The organism is Epibacterium ulvae (assembly GCF_900102795.1).
GTDB classification, from domain to species: Bacteria; Pseudomonadota; Alphaproteobacteria; order Rhodobacterales; family Rhodobacteraceae; genus Epibacterium; species Epibacterium ulvae.
This window is the reverse complement of the sequence record NZ_FMWG01000016.1, coordinates 20,937-36,819: the sequence shown is the minus strand read 5'-3', so window position 1 is coordinate 36,819 and position 15,883 is coordinate 20,937. Positions and strand designations below refer to the sequence as shown.

The following is a 15,883-nucleotide window of genomic DNA, read 5'->3' as shown; positions in this document are numbered from 1 at the left end:
ATTCATCAAAGCGCTTTGATTGATGGTGTGATTCGCCCCTCAAAGCGCAGGTCGGGAGGAGGATCAGATGAAGACACGGTTATTTATGGCTGCGGCGACGTTGGCACTTGCAGCGGGCATGTCGCACGCGGAGGGAGATCTGCTGTTTCCTGTTGGGCAAGGGGGCTTTAACTGGGAGAGTTTTGAAGCACTGAAGGCCAACGATTTGAGCGGAGAACAGGTGACTGTGTTTGGCCCATGGCTGGGCGCGGATCAGGAGCTTGTTGAAAACGTACTGGCTTATTTTGCGGCGGCGACAGGTGCCGATGTGCGCTACACTGGGTCTGATAGTTTTGAGCAGCAGATCCTTGTGGATACCGAGGCAGGATCTGCACCGAACATCGCGGTTTTCCCGCAGCCGGGTTTGCTGGGGGATTTGGCAAAACGCGGTTTGGTTGCGCCTTTGGGTGATGAGACGGCGAATTGGGTGAAAGACACCTATGCCGCTGGCAGCTCCTGGGTGGATCTGGCGTCATTTGCGGGGCCTGATGGGGGTACGGATCTTTATGGTTTGTTCTACAAGGTCGATTTGAAATCTCTGGTGTGGTTTGTGCCCGAGAATTTTGAGGACTTTGGTTATGATGTTCCCGGTTCGATGGAAGAGCTGAAGGCGCTGGGTGATCAGATGGTTGCGGATGGCAACACGCCCTGGTGCATCGGGCTGGGATCTGGCGGCGCGACGGGCTGGCCTGCGACCGATTGGGTTGAGGATCTGATGCTGCGCACACAGTCCGGGGCGGTTTATGATCAATGGGTTTCAAATGAGATCCCCTTTGATGATCCGCGCGTTGTCGGTGCGATCGAAGAATTTGGCTATTTCGCGCGCAACGATGATTACGTTGCAGGCGGTGCCGGTGCGGTTGCAGCAACGGATTTTCGCGACAGTCCCAAAGGGCTTTTTGCGAGCCCCGCACAATGTATGATGCACCGCCAAGCATCGTTTATCCCAGCTTTCTTCCCCGAAGGCACTGAGATTGGGCTTGATGCGGATTTCTTTTACTTCCCGGCATATGAAGAAAAAGAACTGGGTAATCCGGTTTTGGGGGCAGGCACGGTTTGGTCGATTACGGATGATACGCCGGGAGCACGGGCCTTGGTCGAATTCCTGAAATCCCCGATCGCCCATGAGGTTTGGATGGCGCAGCAAGGGTTCCTGACGCCGCATAAGGGTGTGAACACAGAGCTTTATGCAACGGATACCCTGCGCAAGATGGGCGATATCCTGTTGTCCGCTGATACCTTCCGGTTTGATGCCTCTGACCTGATGCCCGGCGGTGTTGGTGCTGGCACGTTCTGGACAGGTATGGTGGATTATGCTGGCGGCAAGCCCGCGGCGGATGTTGCCACTGATATTCAGACCTCTTGGGATGCTTTGAAATAAATCTTCCTCCCTCTGGGCTGGCCCAAAACAACATGGGCCGGTCCATTGAATTTTTTCAATACAGCAAGGAGACCTCGGTTATGCATCCCGCCTTACAAGCAGGGCTGACGATTGTATTGGGCGTTGGCGGTTGTGTTGGATATTTCTTCTTTTCCAATCTGATCCTTGATCGGCTGATTTTCCCGCCAAAGGGAAAGCATATCGCCCGTAATATCCGTCGTGCCAATATGTTGCGCCCGTGGTTGTTTCTGTTCCCGGCGCTTGCGGCTTTGGCGATTTATCTGGCCTATCCCGTGTTTGAAACACTGCGATTGTCTGTGACTGAACGGACAGTCGGAGGCGGCAGTGTGTTTGTGGGCGCTGCGAATTATCAGCAGATGCTGGCCGAACAAAAATTCTGGGAAGCCTTGCGCAACAATTTCGTGTGGCTTTTGGTTGTGCCTGCCGCGTCAACGGCATTTGGTCTGCTGGCGGCGCAGCTTACGGATCGGTTGAAGTGGGGTAATCTTGCAAAATCGCTGATCTTTATGCCGATGGCGATCTCTTTTGTGGGGGCGGCTGTGATCTGGAAACTGGTCTATGATGCACGCCCTGAAGGGACAGATCAAATTGGCATTTTAAATGCTATCTACATCTTCTTTGGTGGCGATGCGCCGCAGCAGTGGTTGACCTTGCCGGTGTGGAACAACTTTTTCCTGATGGCGGTTTTGGTGTGGATTCAGACGGGATTTGCCATGGTGATCCTGTCCGCAGCTTTGCGGGGCATTCCTGAAGAGACGGTTGAAGCAGCCATTGTGGATGGAGCCGGTCCATTTCAGATCTTTTTCAAGATCAAGGTGCCGCAGATCATGGGAACCATTGTGGTGGTCTGGACCACCATTACCATTGTTGTGTTGAAAGTCTTTGACATCGTTTTTGCCATGACCAACGGGCAATGGGAGACGCAGGTTTTGGCCAATTACATGTATGACAAACTGTTTCGCGCCAATGATTGGGGGGTCGGATCGGCCAGTGCGATGGTGATTATGGCGCTGGTGACGCCGATCCTGATTTGGAACATTTACAACGCCCGCAAAGAAATGCGCTGAGGAGGGGACCATGAGCACAATTGCCGGAGAAAAACCCGCTCTGATCTGGGCTTTGCGCCTGTCTGTTGTCTTGTTGGTGGGGTTATGGCTGTTTCCCACTGTGGGGCTGTTTGTGTCGTCTTTCAGGTCTGCGGACCAGATTGCAACAAGCGGCTGGTGGAAAGCGCTTTTTCCCAGTGAACAGAACCTGACACTGCGCACAGCAGCACCCGAGACACAGGTTGCAGCTGGGGATCTGTTTGTCATCGAAGGGCAGTTGTTTGCCGCTGGCGAAAGTGGAGAAATCACCGCTTGGGGCACGTCGGCGCGGGATGTTGCGGCTTTTGCGGCTGGGACCACAACCACGTTGCGCAAGGGCGGGCAGCTGACGGTTGAGGCGGACGGATCATATCGGATGACGCATGATGCGCCTTTTGAAGGACGCCGCGGTACGCGGATTTTTGTAACGGCTGTGACGCCGCCCTCTTTTTCGCTGGACAATTATCGAACGGTTTTGATCTCGGGGGGCGCGACGGACAATTTGGCAAAGGCATTTTTCAACACGCTTACCGTGACGATCCCAGCAACGATCATTCCGATCCTGATTGCAGCCTTTGCGGCATATGCGCTGGCGTGGATGGAGTTTCCGGGTCGTGCTTTGCTGGTGGCAGCGGTGGTGGGCCTTTTGGTGGTCCCGCTGCAGCTTGCGCTGATCCCTTTGCTGAAAGTGCATAATGAGATTGGCATTGGCAAAGGTTATCTTGGTGTCTGGTTGGCGCATACCGGATTTGGCCTGCCCATGGCGATCTATCTTTTGCGCAATTACATGGTTGGCTTGCCGCGTGATATTATCGAAAACGCCCGCGTAGACGGGGCGACGGATTTTCAGATCTTTACCCGAATTATCCTGCCGCTCAGCTTTCCGGCGATTGCCAGCTTTGCCATTTTTCAATTCCTGTGGACGTGGAACGATCTGTTGGTGTCGATGGTGTTTTTGATCGATTCAACCGGTGAAACAACGGTGATGACCAAACAGATCGTTGAAATGCTGGGCACACGCGGGGGCAATTGGGAGATCCTTGCAACCTCAGCCTTTGTCTCGATTGCGGTGCCTTTGGCGGTATTCTTTGCGATGCAGAAATATCTGGTGCGCGGCCTGTTGGCTGGCTCTGTGAAATAACCAAAAGAAGAAGTGGAAACTGCGACATGACCTATATGCAGGGTAGCCATAAGGGCAAGCTACTGGGGGGGGATCCTGATTGGTGGCGTGGTGCCGTTCTTTACCAGATTTACCCGCGCAGTTTTCAGGACAGCAACGGGGATGGCATTGGGGATCTGGTTGGGATCACCCAGCGCTTGCCCTATATTGCGGCGCTGGGCGTGGATGCGATCTGGATTTCGCCGTTTTTCAAATCGCCAATGAAAGATTTTGGTTATGACGTCAGCGACTACCGCGATGTTGATCCGATGTTTGGCACGCTGGCGGATTTTGACGAACTGATTGATGTTGCACATGGCCTGGGGGTGCGTGTGGTGATTGATTTGGTGTTGTCGCACAGTTCCGACCAGCACGCCTGGTTTCAGGAAAGCCGTCAGAGCCGGGACAATGCCAAGGCGGATTGGTATGTTTGGGCCGATCCTAAACCCGATGGAACGGCGCCCAACAATTGGCTGTCTATTTTTGGTGGGTCTGCCTGGCAATGGGATCCGCGGCGAGAGCAGTATTATCTGCACAACTTCCTGACCTCACAACCTGATCTGAATTTCCACTGTCCGGACGTGCAGAACGCGGTTCTGGATGTAACGCGGTTCTGGTTGGAACGGGGCGTGGATGGGTTCCGGCTGGATACCATCAACTTCTATGTGCATGATAAAGCGCTGCGCGACAATCCAGCCTTGCCGCCAGAAGAGCGCAACGCAAGTATTGCACCGTCGGTGAACCCCTATAATCATCAGCGTCATCTTTATTCCAAAAACCAACCAGAAAACCTTGAGTTTTTGCGCCGCTTCCGGGTGCTTTTGGATGAATATCCGGGCTCTACAACGGTGGGAGAAGTGGGCGATGCCCAGCGTGGATTGGAGATTTTGGGGGAGTATACTGCGGGCGGTGATCTGGCCCATATGTGTTATGCGTTTGAGTTGCTGGGCGCACCAGAGCTGACGGCCGCGCTGATTGCGGATGTCTTTGCCCGCGTGGATCACGTGGCAGCTGAGGGTTGGGTGTGTTGGGCCTTGTCCAATCACGATGTGATGCGCCATGTCAGCCGCTGGAACCTATCCGAGGCTGGCCAGCGATTGATGCCGGTTTTGATGATGTGCCTGCGTGGATCGGTCTGCCTTTATCAAGGCGAAGAGCTGGGGCTGGAAGAGGCTGATGTGGCCTTTGAAGATTTGCAAGATCCTTATGGGATTGAATTTTGGCCTGAATTCAAGGGCCGTGATGGGTGCCGTACGCCAATGGTATGGGATCAGTCTAATCAGGCGGCGGGATTTTCCAGTGAACGGCCCTGGTTGCCGGTGTCTGATGCCCATTTGATGCAGACGGCGGCGCATCAAGAGGGGCAGGGGGGCTCGCTTTTGGAATACTATCGGCGTGCGCTCACATTGCGGAAAACCTACCCCGCTTTGGTGAAGGGAACGCAGGATCGCCTATCCGCAGAGGGGACGGTTTTGACATTTATCCGCGCGATCGCAGGTGAGCAGATCTTTTGTGCCTTTAACCTCAGTCACACGCCAACCCGTTGTGCGGTTCCGGCAGGCTGGGCACCGGTCGAGGCGGATTTGGATATGGCTGTTCCGGTTGGGCAACAGGTGGATTTGGGCCCTTGGCAGGCCTGTTTGCTGCGGCACACTGAAGGGGAGGGGTGAGCGATGGCTGATCTAAAGCTGAGCCAGGTCGAAAAAACCTATGGGGGCGCAGTAAATGTCCTGAAGGATATCAACCTGGAGATCAAAGCGGGTGAGCTGATTGTGTTTGTCGGCCCCTCTGGCTGCGGGAAATCCACGTTGTTGCGCATGATCGCGGGATTAGAGCAGATCACGGGTGGGACGTTGGAAATTGATGGGCAGGTGGTGAATGATATTCCACCTGCACAGCGTGGCATTGCGATGGTGTTTCAGTCTTATGCTTTGTATCCGCATATGACAGTGCGTGATAATATGGCTTTTGCGCTTAAGATTGCAGGTAAGCCGGCGCAGGAAATTGATGCGGCGATTGCGCGGGCTGCCAAAACTTTGCAGCTGGAAGAGTATCTGGACCGTTTGCCCAAAGCGCTGTCTGGCGGGCAACGCCAGCGGGTTGCAATTGGCCGATCTATTGTGCGTGACCCAAAGGTTTATTTGTTTGATGAACCACTGTCTAATCTGGACGCGGCCTTGCGTGTAGCAACACGGATTGAGATTGCGCAGCTGAAGGAAAGCATGCCTGACAGCACCATGATCTATGTGACCCATGATCAAGTGGAGGCCATGACTTTGGCCAGCAGGATTGTGGTTTTGGCAGATAAGGGCATATCCCAGGTGGGCACGCCACTTGATCTTTATGAGCGGCCTGAAAATGAATTTGTGGCGCAGTTTATTGGTTCACCTGCGATGAACCTTTTGCCGGGAGACATCACAGCAACCGGCGCAGAGACCCGTGTGAAACTAAAGAGTGGGGCTGAGGTTGTGGCGGCGATTCCCACGGTCGCCAGTGATTTAGGAATGAGCGTCAATCTTGGCGTTCGTCCCGAGGATCTGGTTCAAGGCTCAGGGCCTGTGCTTTTGGAGGCAGAGGTGAATATCGTCGAAGCCTTGGGGGAGGTCACGGTGTTGTATTTTGAAAACCCATTTGGTGGTGATCCGTTGATCGCGAAATTGCCCGGCGTACACAAAGGGCTACGCGGACAGCAGGTTGCCTTGACTGCGGATAAATCAAAGCTGCATCTGTTCCATAACGGACGCTCGCTGCTGTACCGATAGCGGCAGGTTTGGCTTAGCTGCCAAGCAAGGTCAGCCAGAACCAGACGGTAAAGATGCTGAACCCTGTCGCAAACAAAACCGACGAGGCAGCCACACGTTTGGCTTTGCCGTAAAGATTTGCAAAAATATAGCCGTTGAATCCGGTTGCCATCGCTGCATTTACAACGCCTGAGCGGAACAAATCCTGCGGCAAAGCCTGCAGGCTGCCAAAAAGCCAGACAAGTGCGGGGTGGATCATGAGCGAGGTAAAACACACAAACAGGATCGTGCGCATGTCGCCTTCGGGTTTATATTGAACAAGAACGCCACCAAGTGCAAAGAGCGCACAGGGAAGCGCTGCGCGTGTGATCAGATTAATGGCTTCTGTCCCGATGGTTGGTATCTGCAGTCCTGATACGTTCACGACAAATCCAAGCAGGATTGCGAGGATGAGAACGTTTTGGAACATTGCCTTGAAGACTGATTTCCCAGTTTGCAACAGGCTGCCGCCTTGGTTGCGGACGATCTCCATCGTGGTGATCCCAACCGCGTAGCAGAAGGGGGAATGAAAGGCGATGATGGCGTAGTTGCCTGTCAGATTGTCAGAGCCAAATGCGCGTTCAGTGATGGGCAGGCCCAATAGAAGCGAGTTTGAGAAGAGGCAGCAAAACCCGATGGCGATCGCATCTTCCCATGGGCGGCGAAAGAACAAGCGTGCGCCAAATATGCCAATCAGAAAGCACAGGAAAGCCGCGGAGTAGAAACTGCTGAGCAAGGCTGGGTTAAAGCTGGCAGACAGATCTAAGGTGGAGATCGCATTAAACAGAAGCAGCGGGATTGCAAAATTCTGGGCGAATTTCATCAACCCTTCTACATTGGATTGGCTGATATAGTTGAATTTTGTCGTGAAGTAACCGCTGCCAACGACCAGAAAGATCGGCAAGATAACATCAATAAGAGACTGAAACACTGCGGGCCTTCACTTGTGTGCAGGCTATGTGGAGTTTAGCCTGACTTAGATTTTAAATTGCACCACCATGCCATCATAGGCTGGGGTGATATGGTCCGCTGTCTCTGCCTCAAGCGTGGCATAGTCAAGGTCATTGTGCAGATTGGTCAGCACGGCGCGTTTGGGGGCCATGCGTTTGATCCAGTCAAGCGCTGTATCCAGATTGAAATGGGTTGGATGCGGGCTGCGGCGCAAGGCGTCTAGGATCCAACAGTCCAGGTTTTCCAATTCGGGAAGTGCGTCATCGTAGATTTCAGAGACGTCTGGCAGATATGCGACGTCGTGAATGCGAAAGCCCAAAGAGTCGATCGCACCGTGTTTCACCTGAAATGGGCGCAAAGAAATGTCGCCGCCGGGGCCTGATATCGTAAACGGGCCCTCAATGCGGTGGAGGTCAAGAATAGGAGGATACGATGACCCTTCGGGCTGGATAAAAGCATAGCCAAAGCGCGAGATCAGCGCCTGTTCGGTCTCTGCGTCGGCATAAACCGGCACGCGGGTTTTCATATTGAAAACAATCATGCGCAGGTCATCCAGCCCATGCACGTGATCCGCATGGGAATGCGTATAGACCACAGCGTCCAGCCGTCCGACCTGCGCATCCAGCAATTGGCTGCGCATATCAGGGGAGGTATCTATCAGTACAGATGTGGTGCCATCCGGCCCATCACGCTCGACCAGCATAGAACAGCGGCGGCGGTTGTTTTTTGGGTTATTGGGATCACAATCCCCCCATTGCCCGCCAAGACGCGGAACACCACCGGAAGAGCCGCAGCCCAGAATGGTAAAGCGCAGCTCTCCCATTAAGCGGCAGCCTGCGTTTTTGCGGCTTTCCAGAAGAGGCGATCAAAATTGGCCTGTGTTTGTGCCGCAAAATCTGCGTAGTCCATGCCAAAGGCTTCGGCTCCGATGCGGGCGGTCAGGGCAGAATAGGCCGGTTCATTGCGTTTGCCACGGTGGGGCGGCGGCGCAAGATAAGGCGCATCCGTTTCCACCAGGATACGGTCGCGGGGGGCGGCTGCAAAAATATCGCGCAGATCGCTGCTTTTGGGGAAGGCCGCGATGCCGGACATCGACAGGTAGAACCCCAGATCAATGGCCGCGCGCGCCAGGTCTGCTGAGGAAGAGAAACAGTGCATCACACAGGTGTAGCTGCCTTTGGCCATTTCTTCCGACAGGATGCGCGCCATATCCTCATCTGCGGCGCGGGAATGGATGATCAAGGGCAGACCTGTTTCACGTGCAGCATCAATATGAATGCGCAGTGAGGTTTGCTGAATGTCGGCGCTTTCTGAGGAATAGTGATAATCCAGCCCGGTTTCGCCGATGCCCACAAATTTAGGGTGCGCAGCCAGCTGGATCAGCTCTTCTGCTGTGGCCATCGGTTCATTTTCGACGCTCATCGGGTGGGTGCCTGCGGCATAAAAGACCGGCGCGTGGGCTTCGGCGATGGCGCGAACAGAGGGTTCGTTTTTCAATTTGGTGCAGATGGTGACCATACGGGTCACGCCTGCGGCCTGGGCGCGGGCAATCACCTCGTCAAGCTCTCCCTCAAAATCGGGGAAATCCAGATGGCAATGGCTGTCGGTGATCTGGGGCGGTGTAGTGGTCATCTGGTGTCTCTGCTCATCTCTGGCGCTGGGTTAGCGCGCAGCCGTTTCCTGCATCTTAAAGATCGTATCTAGGACAAGGGCTGCTGGGTCAAGGTTCACAGCCTGACCATGGCGGGCCCGCGCGGAAATTTCAGTGGCCAGATCTGCCCATGCGCGCCCTTTGTGCGGATGCGGCGCAAGGCGTTGCATCATTTCGGCTTCTCCCTGGGCGGCTTCGGGTGCGGCAGGCGCACCAATGGCACCGCAGCGCGCCATGCGAGCAAGGCAGGTTTCCACAAGCGTTAGCAACAGTTCAAACCGATCCGCACCACCCCGTGCCGCCGCTGTGTCTGCAAGCTTCAGGGCGCGTGCCCGGTCCAGGCGCGGCATCGAAGTGATGATCTGTACCAGTTCTTGATAAAGCTCCAATCCTCCCAGGGATAAAAGCCGCATGGCGCTGCCGACAGAGCCGGCTGCAAGCGCATTCAGGTGGTTGGTTTGTTCCGGAAGTTCGGCTCCGGCCTGATGAAGTGCGGCCTGCATGTCGTCAGGTGACAAGGCACCAAGGCGGAGCGTTCTGCAGCGAGACCGGATTGTTGGCAAAAGGCGTGAGGGTTGATGCGAAATCAGGAGCAGCGTGGTCCGTGCAGGCGGTTCTTCCAGCATCTTCAACAGCGCATTTGCAGCGCTGACGTTCATATCGTCTGCGGAATCCACAATCACAACGCGTCGTCCGCCATCGGTGGCGGAGAGGCCAAAAAAGCGATGGAGTTTGCGCACATCGTCCACGACGATTTGGTCACGGAGCTTGCCGCGGTCGTTGTAGCTGCGCGTGAGTGGTGCAAGACCGGGTTCTGCCAGCGCCTGAATGCGATGTGAAACCGGATGGTCAGGGCTGATATCCAGTGTGGCTGCGGGGGCGGCACCCCCAAAAAGGCCATCCTCTGCTGAGGGCGTGGCCAAAAGGAACCGTGCGATACGCCAGGCCAGTGTGGCCTTGCCGACGCCTTGCGGTCCGGTGAGCAGCCAGCCGTGGTGCAGACGGTCGGAATTGAAAGCCGACAAAAATTCGTGTTCAGCGGGGGCCTGCCCAAACAGCTGCTGTGTTTCGCGCGGGTGCGGCGCTCCGGGAGCTTGATCTGCGCGTGGCAGCGCGTCTGCATCGCTCACGATGCGGCCTTTGAGGCAAGCGCGTTTTGCACATGTGCCTGCACATCAGCTGCGACCGTATCTATGGGGCGGTCGCCATCGATGACGCGAAACCGGTCAGGAAAATCCTGTGCCAGTGCAAGAAAGCCTGCCCGCATTTGTTGCTGCAGAGGGAGGCCAAAGTCTTCAAAGCGTTCTTCGCTGCCTTGTCGGCCTTTGGCACGTGCCAGACCTTTGGTCGGGTCCATATCGATCAAGAGGGTCAGATCAGGTTCGCGCCCGATCATCAGGTTGTGCAACTGATCGACCGTTGCGCGCAGATCACCGCGCGACAGGCCTTGGTACATGCGCGTGCTGTCGGCAAAACGATCGCAGATGATCACTTTGCCCTGATCTAGCGCAGGCAGAATCGTGCGTTCCATGTGGTCGCGCCGCGCAGCGGTGAACAGTAGGATTTCAGTTTCGGCAGACCATTTGTCTGGATCCCCTTCCAGAACCATACGGCGGATCTCTTCCGCGCCGGGTGAGCCACCGGGTTCACGTGTCAGCACGCACTCCCGGCCTGCGGTTTGTAAAGTATCGCGCAAGAGGCGGCATTGGGTGGATTTTCCCGAACCGTCGATGCCTTCAAAGGTCAAGAACAGGCCAGGGTTCGCGTTCTGTGTCACGTCAAATGGTCTCTATCGGGGTTATTCTTCGGTGCCGGGACCGTTCAGGAAGCGTTTGATCAGCACATTGGCCGCTGTCATCACGCGCACGGGGAAGCCGCCGACCGAAACATCGTCTTCAGCCACCAAAGGCAATCTCATTTCGGGAAGGCCTTCGGGTTGAAACACCAGTTCTGCCAGTTGATCCCCTTTTGCGATTGGTGCGCGAATGGGGCCGGAATAAACGACTTCCGCCTGAAGCTCATTTCGAGTGAGAGCAGGCAGCAGGATGTTCATGTCTTTTGCCGGAACCAAACCAACCGAAGCACGCGCCCCCATCCAGACCTCGGCCTGGGCGACAGGAGTGCCTGCAGTGGCTATGGTTTTCTCGGCAAATTGGCGAAAGGACCAGTTCACCACAGATTCGGCTTCTTCAGCGCGTGCTCGCGTGCTGCCAAGGCCGGACAAGACAAAAATCACCCGGCGATCTTTTTGCTGTGCTGATCCGACAAGCCCAAAGCCGGCTTCTTCGGTGTGGCCCGTTTTCAATCCATCCGCACCAATATCCAGCCGCAACAAGGGGTTGCGATTGCGTGTATTGGAGGGCGCGCGGCCATCAAAGGCAAATTCGGTCTCCGCAAACATAGGGTAGTATTCTGGAAAGTCCTCGATCAGGCGCTCCGCCAGAATGGCCAGATCCTGCACCGACATGCGATGACCTATCGCAGGCCAGCCGTTCGAGTTTGCAAATGTTGAATTTTCCATACCCATGTCGCGGGCGCGCCGTGTCATGTAGCGTGCAAAGCCTGCTTCGGTTCCATCTGGCGACAAAGCTTCGGCGATGACAACACAAGCGTCATTTCCAGACAGGACGATAATGCCGCGCAAAAGATCCTCAACCCGGACACGGTCCTGCGTGTTGAGAAACATGGTGGAGCCCTTATAGCTCATGGCGTGCTGGCTGACGGGCAGGCGTTCGTCCAGTGTTAAGCGGCCATCTCTGAGTGCTTCAAAGGCAATATAGAGCGTCATCAGCTTTGACATCGAAGCGGGGGGCAGGGGCTCTTTTGCGTTTTTGTCGAGCAGGACTGTATCGGTTTTCGTGTCTAGCACGTAGGCCGCTTTGGCCCGCGTATCAAAGGCTGACGCTGAAAGGGCGGAAAAGCCCATCAGCAAACCAGCTGTGAGCGTTGAAAGAGCAGCGGTGCGCAAAGGTTTTGTCACGTTTGAGATGCTCCGTTTCTTAGTTGGTCACAGCATAGGCATCGGCAAAGCCTGTGCTTTTCACCTTGTTCAGCAATTGGCTGCGTTCTGATTGAGTTTGGGTCGGGCCAACAACAACGCGCCAGAAGGGTTTCCCATTTGAAGATTGGGAAAGAACTGTGGGGATGATGCCAGCATTGCGCATGATATCAGCGGTTCGTTTTGCATTGTCTTCCACACTGAAAATTCCGATTTGGATAAAGGGTTTTTCCAGAGAGGACGTGGTCGATGGAACCCCGGTCGGGGTGGAAGGGGAGGGGGGGACCGCAGCGGTTGGTCGTGTGCTTGCCTCGATTGCGGCTGCAGCACCTGCAATTGGATCAAGTGAGGCTGTTTCAACCGGCGCTGGCTGTAGCGCTTCTATTGGCGCATCAGAAGAGGAGGGCACAGGTTCTGCAACCGCTTCGCGGCGCAATGCAGTGACATTGACTTCAACTGGAGCACCGGCAAGCATTCCAAGAGCGTCCGCGGCGTCTGAAGAAATTTGGACCCGTGGACCGGGGATTTCACGCTCGCGACGGAACAATGCGCCCACAACAAATTTTCCGTTGGCGTTGTTGCGGATCAAAACGCGTTCTGGATCACGGGCATCCGGGTGGGCCACCCAGACCCCGCCCAGTGAGGGGCGTCCGTCCCAGAGGCCTGCTTCGGTGACTTGGAATACATCCGGTGCTTCCACGTCCCGTTCAACCAGTTCTGTTGTTGTGCTTGTGCTGGAGTTTTGTTCAGATTTATTGCCACCGCCAAAGGCTTTGTCGATAAACGGCACGCCGCTTCCATCTTCACAAGCGCTCAGCGCAGTGAGTACCGAGACGGCGATGAGTAAGCGGGGCTTTCCTAAAACGGTTTCCCGAAACGAGCTGGTCTTTGCCTGTGTCATCTCGCGCGTCCTTGCCTGTTTGTTCTAAGCATCGATTGCAGCAGCGAACTTCAGCGCTCCTGCGTCGGCATTATCTTTTTGTGCACCATAGCCCGCAGGAGTGTGTATGAAAAGCCTGTCGCCCGCCGCTCGGCAATAATCCGTTGAAGTGGTGTAAACGAGACCTAAGCCCGGAATTATTTTTTGTACAAATATCGCAGATTCCTGCTTGCATTACAGCGCGCTGCATCATAAACCGCCTGTCATGGCCCGACACCGGGGAGGTGGCAGAGTGGTCGAATGCGGCGGTCTTGAAAACCGTTGAACGTTAACGCGTTCCCAGGGTTCGAATCCCTGTCTCCCCGCCATCATTTCACTTTTGTTAGAAATATCCTCTAACACCTTGAATTTTAAGGTAGTTTTTGGCGTTCGAAATCCTCGCTCTTTCGAGTAAGAAATTCTCTCTGTAAATACCACCTGAGCACCTTTTTCTTGACGTGAGAGCATTCAGGAGCTTGGTGAACGATCCTTCGAGATCATCACGGCGGATGGCTTGCGATAGCTGGGGCCGCCGTTGGAGTAGCACATAGATATGGGTGCTTCTTGCCTGACTTACTGGTGGACCTGCAGGCCGTGAGTGGCGTTTCTCATGACACAGTTCCTTACTTCTGCGTCTCCGGCAAACAATGCGTCGTTCAGGCCTCGCTTTGGGACGCTTGTTGGCCATATGCTTCCTACGCTTTGCTAAACGTAGCAGAGGACAATTCAAGTCGGAGAAAACCAGGCGCAAGCGGGGATTGCGTTTAGTGCGGCTGCTTTCAGCATTTCTTGTTTGTGACGAAGCAGCACACGATTCTTGACTGAGTGTTGTGTTTTTCGGTCCATCGACGAGAGAGTTGCCGTCCGTTGCGGTGGTATTGAAGCAAGGACGGCTTAAGGCGCGCTATCTGCGCGCCCATCAGCCAGAAACGGTCAGTAGACATGTTCACTGCTTGGTTTTGAACTCTGCGCCGCCCGACGTGGAAGTCAATAAGTCCTGACCCTAACAGTCTGTTTGAACAGAATCAAATCTCCCGCCTTTTTGGATAACCTCGATTTGGTAGCCATCCGGGTCTGTTGCGAAGAAGAATCGGGCGATCAGGTCCCCGGCGGGCGCGAAGTCGATGAGCTTGCCCACCTCTAGACCTTTGGATGACATTTCAGCATGCAGTTGGTCTGCGCTGTCAACCACCACGGCCAGATGTCCGTACCCATCTCCCAAGTTATAGGGTTCGGTGCGATCCTTGTTGACGGTCAATTCCAATTCAAACCCGCTTTCTGCATTTGACAGATAGGTCAGGCGAAAATTGGGGAAATCTAGCTGATCGGCTACTTTCAGACCGAAGGCGTCCGCATACCAGGCAATCGACTTTACGTCGTCGAGAACACGGATACACGAGTGGATCATTTTGGCCATGGTGGTTCCTTTTTTAACGTTTGAGCCGCTCTTTCACGTCTATAGCAAAATCCTCGTAGCGCCGAAGTGATTTAACATCGACCTGAACGTACTGGCCCATCTTTTGCATGATGGGTAGATCAAAGAGGATCCGATCAAGATCATCGGGTGTTTCGACATCGACGATGGCCAGTACCTTGCGCTCACCAACCACTTTCCAAAGATCTTTGACTACCCCTGCATGTTTGGCCCCAAGGGCGGCCTCGGCCTCTTCGGCCCAGACCCCCAACAGACCCTGCTGTTGCATGCTTGAGTCATATTCAACTACGAAATCAAGACGATAGAGCATCTGTACTACCTTCCGCTGACAGCTGTTCCAAGCGCTGGAAAACGCACAATCCGGTAGGTGCCAAGCGAGGCATCTTCGCCGCCGTTGAGCACCGGAGAACGGTGGAGTTCGTTGATGGTCGCATAGACGTAGCCATCCACACCCATAGAGAAACCATCCGGCCAAGGCAGATCATCATCGGACTGATAGAGGACTTCATAGGTGCCGTCTGGTTTTGTGACGCCAAGGGCGTTGTCTGTCATGGCCGTGATATATACGTTGCCATCCGCATCAACGGTGGAGCCGTCCGAGGTGACCTTGTCACCATACCGCTCCACCCGTGCTGCGAGATCTTCGTCATTCAGGCTTTCATCAAGCAAATCAGTCGTGCGCACGCGATACATCGACGTGGATGTCATGGGAGCAAAATAAACCCAGGTGTTGCTTGGATCGACCGTGATCGGGTTGACACCGATTTTGGCTGGATTGCCGCCAAGCAAAATTTCTTTCCCATCGATGATCATGGGAGTGTCTTCAGCGCGGGTGAATTCGCTGCCTTCCAATACCCGGCGCGCACGACCCGTTTTCAAATCGATCACGATTAAAGCGGAGTCAACATGATTGGCGGTATCGGTGATGTAGATTGCTTCGTTCTCGCGGTCGACAGCGAGATCATTTAAAAATGAAAACGGTCGTGCAGCGGGCTGGCCAATGTAATAGATCGCATGCAGCTCTTCGGTATTTGTGTTCCAACCGACGACTCTACCTGTTTGGCCTTCACCTTGGCCATCCAACATCCAAAGAATGCCTTGACGATCAGCGCGCAAGCCAAGCACGCCTTGCAGTCCATCACCGTCGTCGTTCGGCGCGTGGGCCCAAGCCTCGGTTGGGTAGGGTACGGTTGTGCCGTCAGGCATCACTTCTACGATGCGTAGGTCTGGTCCATAAAACTCATGTACAGACATGAACATCCGCCCATCCGGCGCGATCGCCAGATTGCCTGGCGGCGTGTCTTTGGGAAATTCCAGATAAGTCTCCAGCCCTTGGGCAAAGGTCGTGCCAGTCATAAAGGTCAAAGCGCAGGTTGCGTAAAGTATGTGTTTCATTCGGCCCTCCCGTTTCACATGGAGTCGTCATAAAACTGGAGAAAGTTGATGTATGTAGTGCGTTTTCAA

General features: G+C 54.7%; 15 protein-coding genes and 1 tRNA gene. 6 read left to right on the top strand and 10 right to left on the bottom strand.

What is annotated here, in order from left to right:
* Window positions 1-67: 67 nt before the first annotated feature.
* From BLP79_RS17795 to BLP79_RS17775, 5 genes are all read left to right on the top strand, one after another.
* On the top strand, window positions 68-1,420 hold the full coding sequence (locus BLP79_RS17795; RefSeq protein WP_090221042.1) for an ABC transporter substrate-binding protein: 1,353 nt from the start codon (window positions 68-70) through the stop codon (window positions 1,418-1,420).
* A gap of 80 nt (window positions 1,421-1,500) precedes the next feature.
* Complete coding sequence (locus tag BLP79_RS17790; protein WP_090221059.1) at window positions 1,501-2,508, top strand: carbohydrate ABC transporter permease; 1,008 nt, start codon at window positions 1,501-1,503, stop codon at window positions 2,506-2,508.
* Window positions 2,509-2,518: 10 nt separating this feature from the next.
* A complete protein-coding gene (locus BLP79_RS17785; RefSeq protein ID WP_090221041.1) occupies window positions 2,519-3,667 on the top strand; it encodes a carbohydrate ABC transporter permease in 1,149 nt (382 codons plus the stop codon).
* 26 nt (window positions 3,668-3,693) lie between these two features.
* Window positions 3,694-5,355: an alpha-glucosidase gene (locus BLP79_RS17780; RefSeq protein WP_232716625.1), complete on the top strand. Its 1,662-nt coding sequence runs from the start codon at window positions 3,694-3,696 to the stop codon at window positions 5,353-5,355.
* 3 nt (window positions 5,356-5,358) lie between these two features.
* On the top strand, window positions 5,359-6,447 hold the full coding sequence (locus tag BLP79_RS17775) for an ABC transporter ATP-binding protein (RefSeq protein ID WP_090221040.1): 1,089 nt from the start codon (window positions 5,359-5,361) through the stop codon (window positions 6,445-6,447).
* A gap of 13 nt (window positions 6,448-6,460) precedes the next feature.
* Here the strand turns inward: BLP79_RS17775 and BLP79_RS17770 are convergent, their stop codons facing one another.
* From BLP79_RS17770 to BLP79_RS17740, 7 genes are all read right to left on the bottom strand, one after another.
* Entirely contained in the window at window positions 6,461-7,396 is a 936-nt protein-coding gene (locus BLP79_RS17770; protein ID WP_090221039.1) for an AEC family transporter, read from the bottom strand.
* A gap of 45 nt (window positions 7,397-7,441) precedes the next feature.
* The gene (locus BLP79_RS17765; RefSeq protein WP_090221038.1) at window positions 7,442-8,239 is read right to left on the bottom strand and encodes an MBL fold metallo-hydrolase; all 798 of its coding nucleotides are present in this window, start codon (window positions 8,237-8,239) and stop codon (window positions 7,442-7,444) included.
* Window positions 8,239-9,048: a TatD family hydrolase gene (locus BLP79_RS17760; RefSeq protein ID WP_090221037.1), complete on the bottom strand. Its 810-nt coding sequence runs from the start codon at window positions 9,046-9,048 to the stop codon at window positions 8,239-8,241. The genes BLP79_RS17765 and BLP79_RS17760 overlap by 1 nt, the downstream gene beginning before the upstream one ends.
* Before the next feature lie 30 nt (window positions 9,049-9,078).
* Window positions 9,079-10,197 carry a DNA polymerase III subunit delta' gene (locus BLP79_RS17755; RefSeq protein ID WP_090221036.1) on the bottom strand — a complete coding sequence of 373 codons (1,119 nt, stop codon included), beginning with the start codon at window positions 10,195-10,197 and terminating at the stop codon, window positions 9,079-9,081.
* On the bottom strand, window positions 10,194-10,844 hold the full coding sequence (gene tmk / locus BLP79_RS17750; RefSeq protein ID WP_090221035.1) for a dTMP kinase: 651 nt from the start codon (window positions 10,842-10,844) through the stop codon (window positions 10,194-10,196). Before tmk ends, BLP79_RS17755 begins: the two co-directional genes overlap by 4 nt.
* Window positions 10,845-10,865: 21 nt before the next feature.
* A complete protein-coding gene (locus BLP79_RS17745) occupies window positions 10,866-11,993 on the bottom strand; it encodes a D-alanyl-D-alanine carboxypeptidase family protein (RefSeq protein ID WP_170830516.1) in 1,128 nt (375 codons plus the stop codon).
* A 73-nt stretch (window positions 11,994-12,066) separates the two neighbouring features.
* On the bottom strand, window positions 12,067-12,966 hold the full coding sequence (locus BLP79_RS17740) for an SPOR domain-containing protein (protein WP_090221033.1): 900 nt from the start codon (window positions 12,964-12,966) through the stop codon (window positions 12,067-12,069).
* Between the two features lie 257 nt (window positions 12,967-13,223).
* Between BLP79_RS17740 and BLP79_RS17735 the strand changes: the two genes are divergently transcribed.
* Window positions 13,224-13,313 (top strand) — tRNA-Ser (locus BLP79_RS17735).
* Window positions 13,314-13,987: 674 nt separating this feature from the next.
* Here BLP79_RS17735 and BLP79_RS17730 read toward each other — a convergent pair.
* From BLP79_RS17730 to BLP79_RS17720, 3 genes are read right to left on the bottom strand one after another with little or no spacing between them, the layout of a single operon-like run.
* On the bottom strand, window positions 13,988-14,401 hold the full coding sequence (locus BLP79_RS17730; protein WP_090221032.1) for a VOC family protein: 414 nt from the start codon (window positions 14,399-14,401) through the stop codon (window positions 13,988-13,990).
* Window positions 14,402-14,414: 13 nt separating this feature from the next.
* Window positions 14,415-14,729: a muconolactone Delta-isomerase family protein gene (locus BLP79_RS17725; protein WP_090221031.1), complete on the bottom strand. Its 315-nt coding sequence runs from the start codon at window positions 14,727-14,729 to the stop codon at window positions 14,415-14,417.
* 5 nt (window positions 14,730-14,734) lie between these two features.
* The gene (locus BLP79_RS17720; RefSeq protein WP_090221030.1) at window positions 14,735-15,814 is read right to left on the bottom strand and encodes an L-dopachrome tautomerase-related protein; all 1,080 of its coding nucleotides are present in this window, start codon (window positions 15,812-15,814) and stop codon (window positions 14,735-14,737) included.
* Between the last annotated feature and the right edge of the window lie 69 nt (window positions 15,815-15,883).

What these genes read in the sequence shown, in the direction of transcription:
- BLP79_RS17720 (WP_090221030.1), bottom strand. Translation starts at nt 15,814, where the DNA reads ATGAAACACATACTTTACGCAACCTGCGCTTTGACCTTTATGACTGGC.
- BLP79_RS17730 (WP_090221032.1), bottom strand. Translation starts at nt 14,401, where the DNA reads ATGGCCAAAATGATCCACTCGTGTATCCGTGTTCTCGACGACGTAAAG.
- BLP79_RS17760 (WP_090221037.1), bottom strand. Translation starts at nt 9,048, where the DNA reads ATGACCACTACACCGCCCCAGATCACCGACAGCCATTGCCATCTGGAT.
- BLP79_RS17740 (WP_090221033.1), bottom strand. Translation starts at nt 12,966, where the DNA reads ATGACACAGGCAAAGACCAGCTCGTTTCGGGAAACCGTTTTAGGAAAG.
- BLP79_RS17795 (WP_090221042.1), top strand. Translation starts at nt 68, where the DNA reads ATGAAGACACGGTTATTTATGGCTGCGGCGACGTTGGCACTTGCAGCG.
- BLP79_RS17745 (WP_170830516.1), bottom strand. Translation starts at nt 11,993, where the DNA reads ATGGGCTTTTCCGCCCTTTCAGCGTCAGCCTTTGATACGCGGGCCAAA.
- BLP79_RS17765 (WP_090221038.1), bottom strand. Translation starts at nt 8,239, where the DNA reads ATGGGAGAGCTGCGCTTTACCATTCTGGGCTGCGGCTCTTCCGGTGGT.
- BLP79_RS17790 (WP_090221059.1), top strand. Translation starts at nt 1,501, where the DNA reads ATGCATCCCGCCTTACAAGCAGGGCTGACGATTGTATTGGGCGTTGGC.
- BLP79_RS17780 (WP_232716625.1), top strand. Translation starts at nt 3,694, where the DNA reads ATGACCTATATGCAGGGTAGCCATAAGGGCAAGCTACTGGGGGGGGAT.
- BLP79_RS17725 (WP_090221031.1), bottom strand. Translation starts at nt 14,729, where the DNA reads ATGCTCTATCGTCTTGATTTCGTAGTTGAATATGACTCAAGCATGCAA.
- BLP79_RS17775 (WP_090221040.1), top strand. Translation starts at nt 5,359, where the DNA reads ATGGCTGATCTAAAGCTGAGCCAGGTCGAAAAAACCTATGGGGGCGCA.
- BLP79_RS17785 (WP_090221041.1), top strand. Translation starts at nt 2,519, where the DNA reads ATGAGCACAATTGCCGGAGAAAAACCCGCTCTGATCTGGGCTTTGCGC.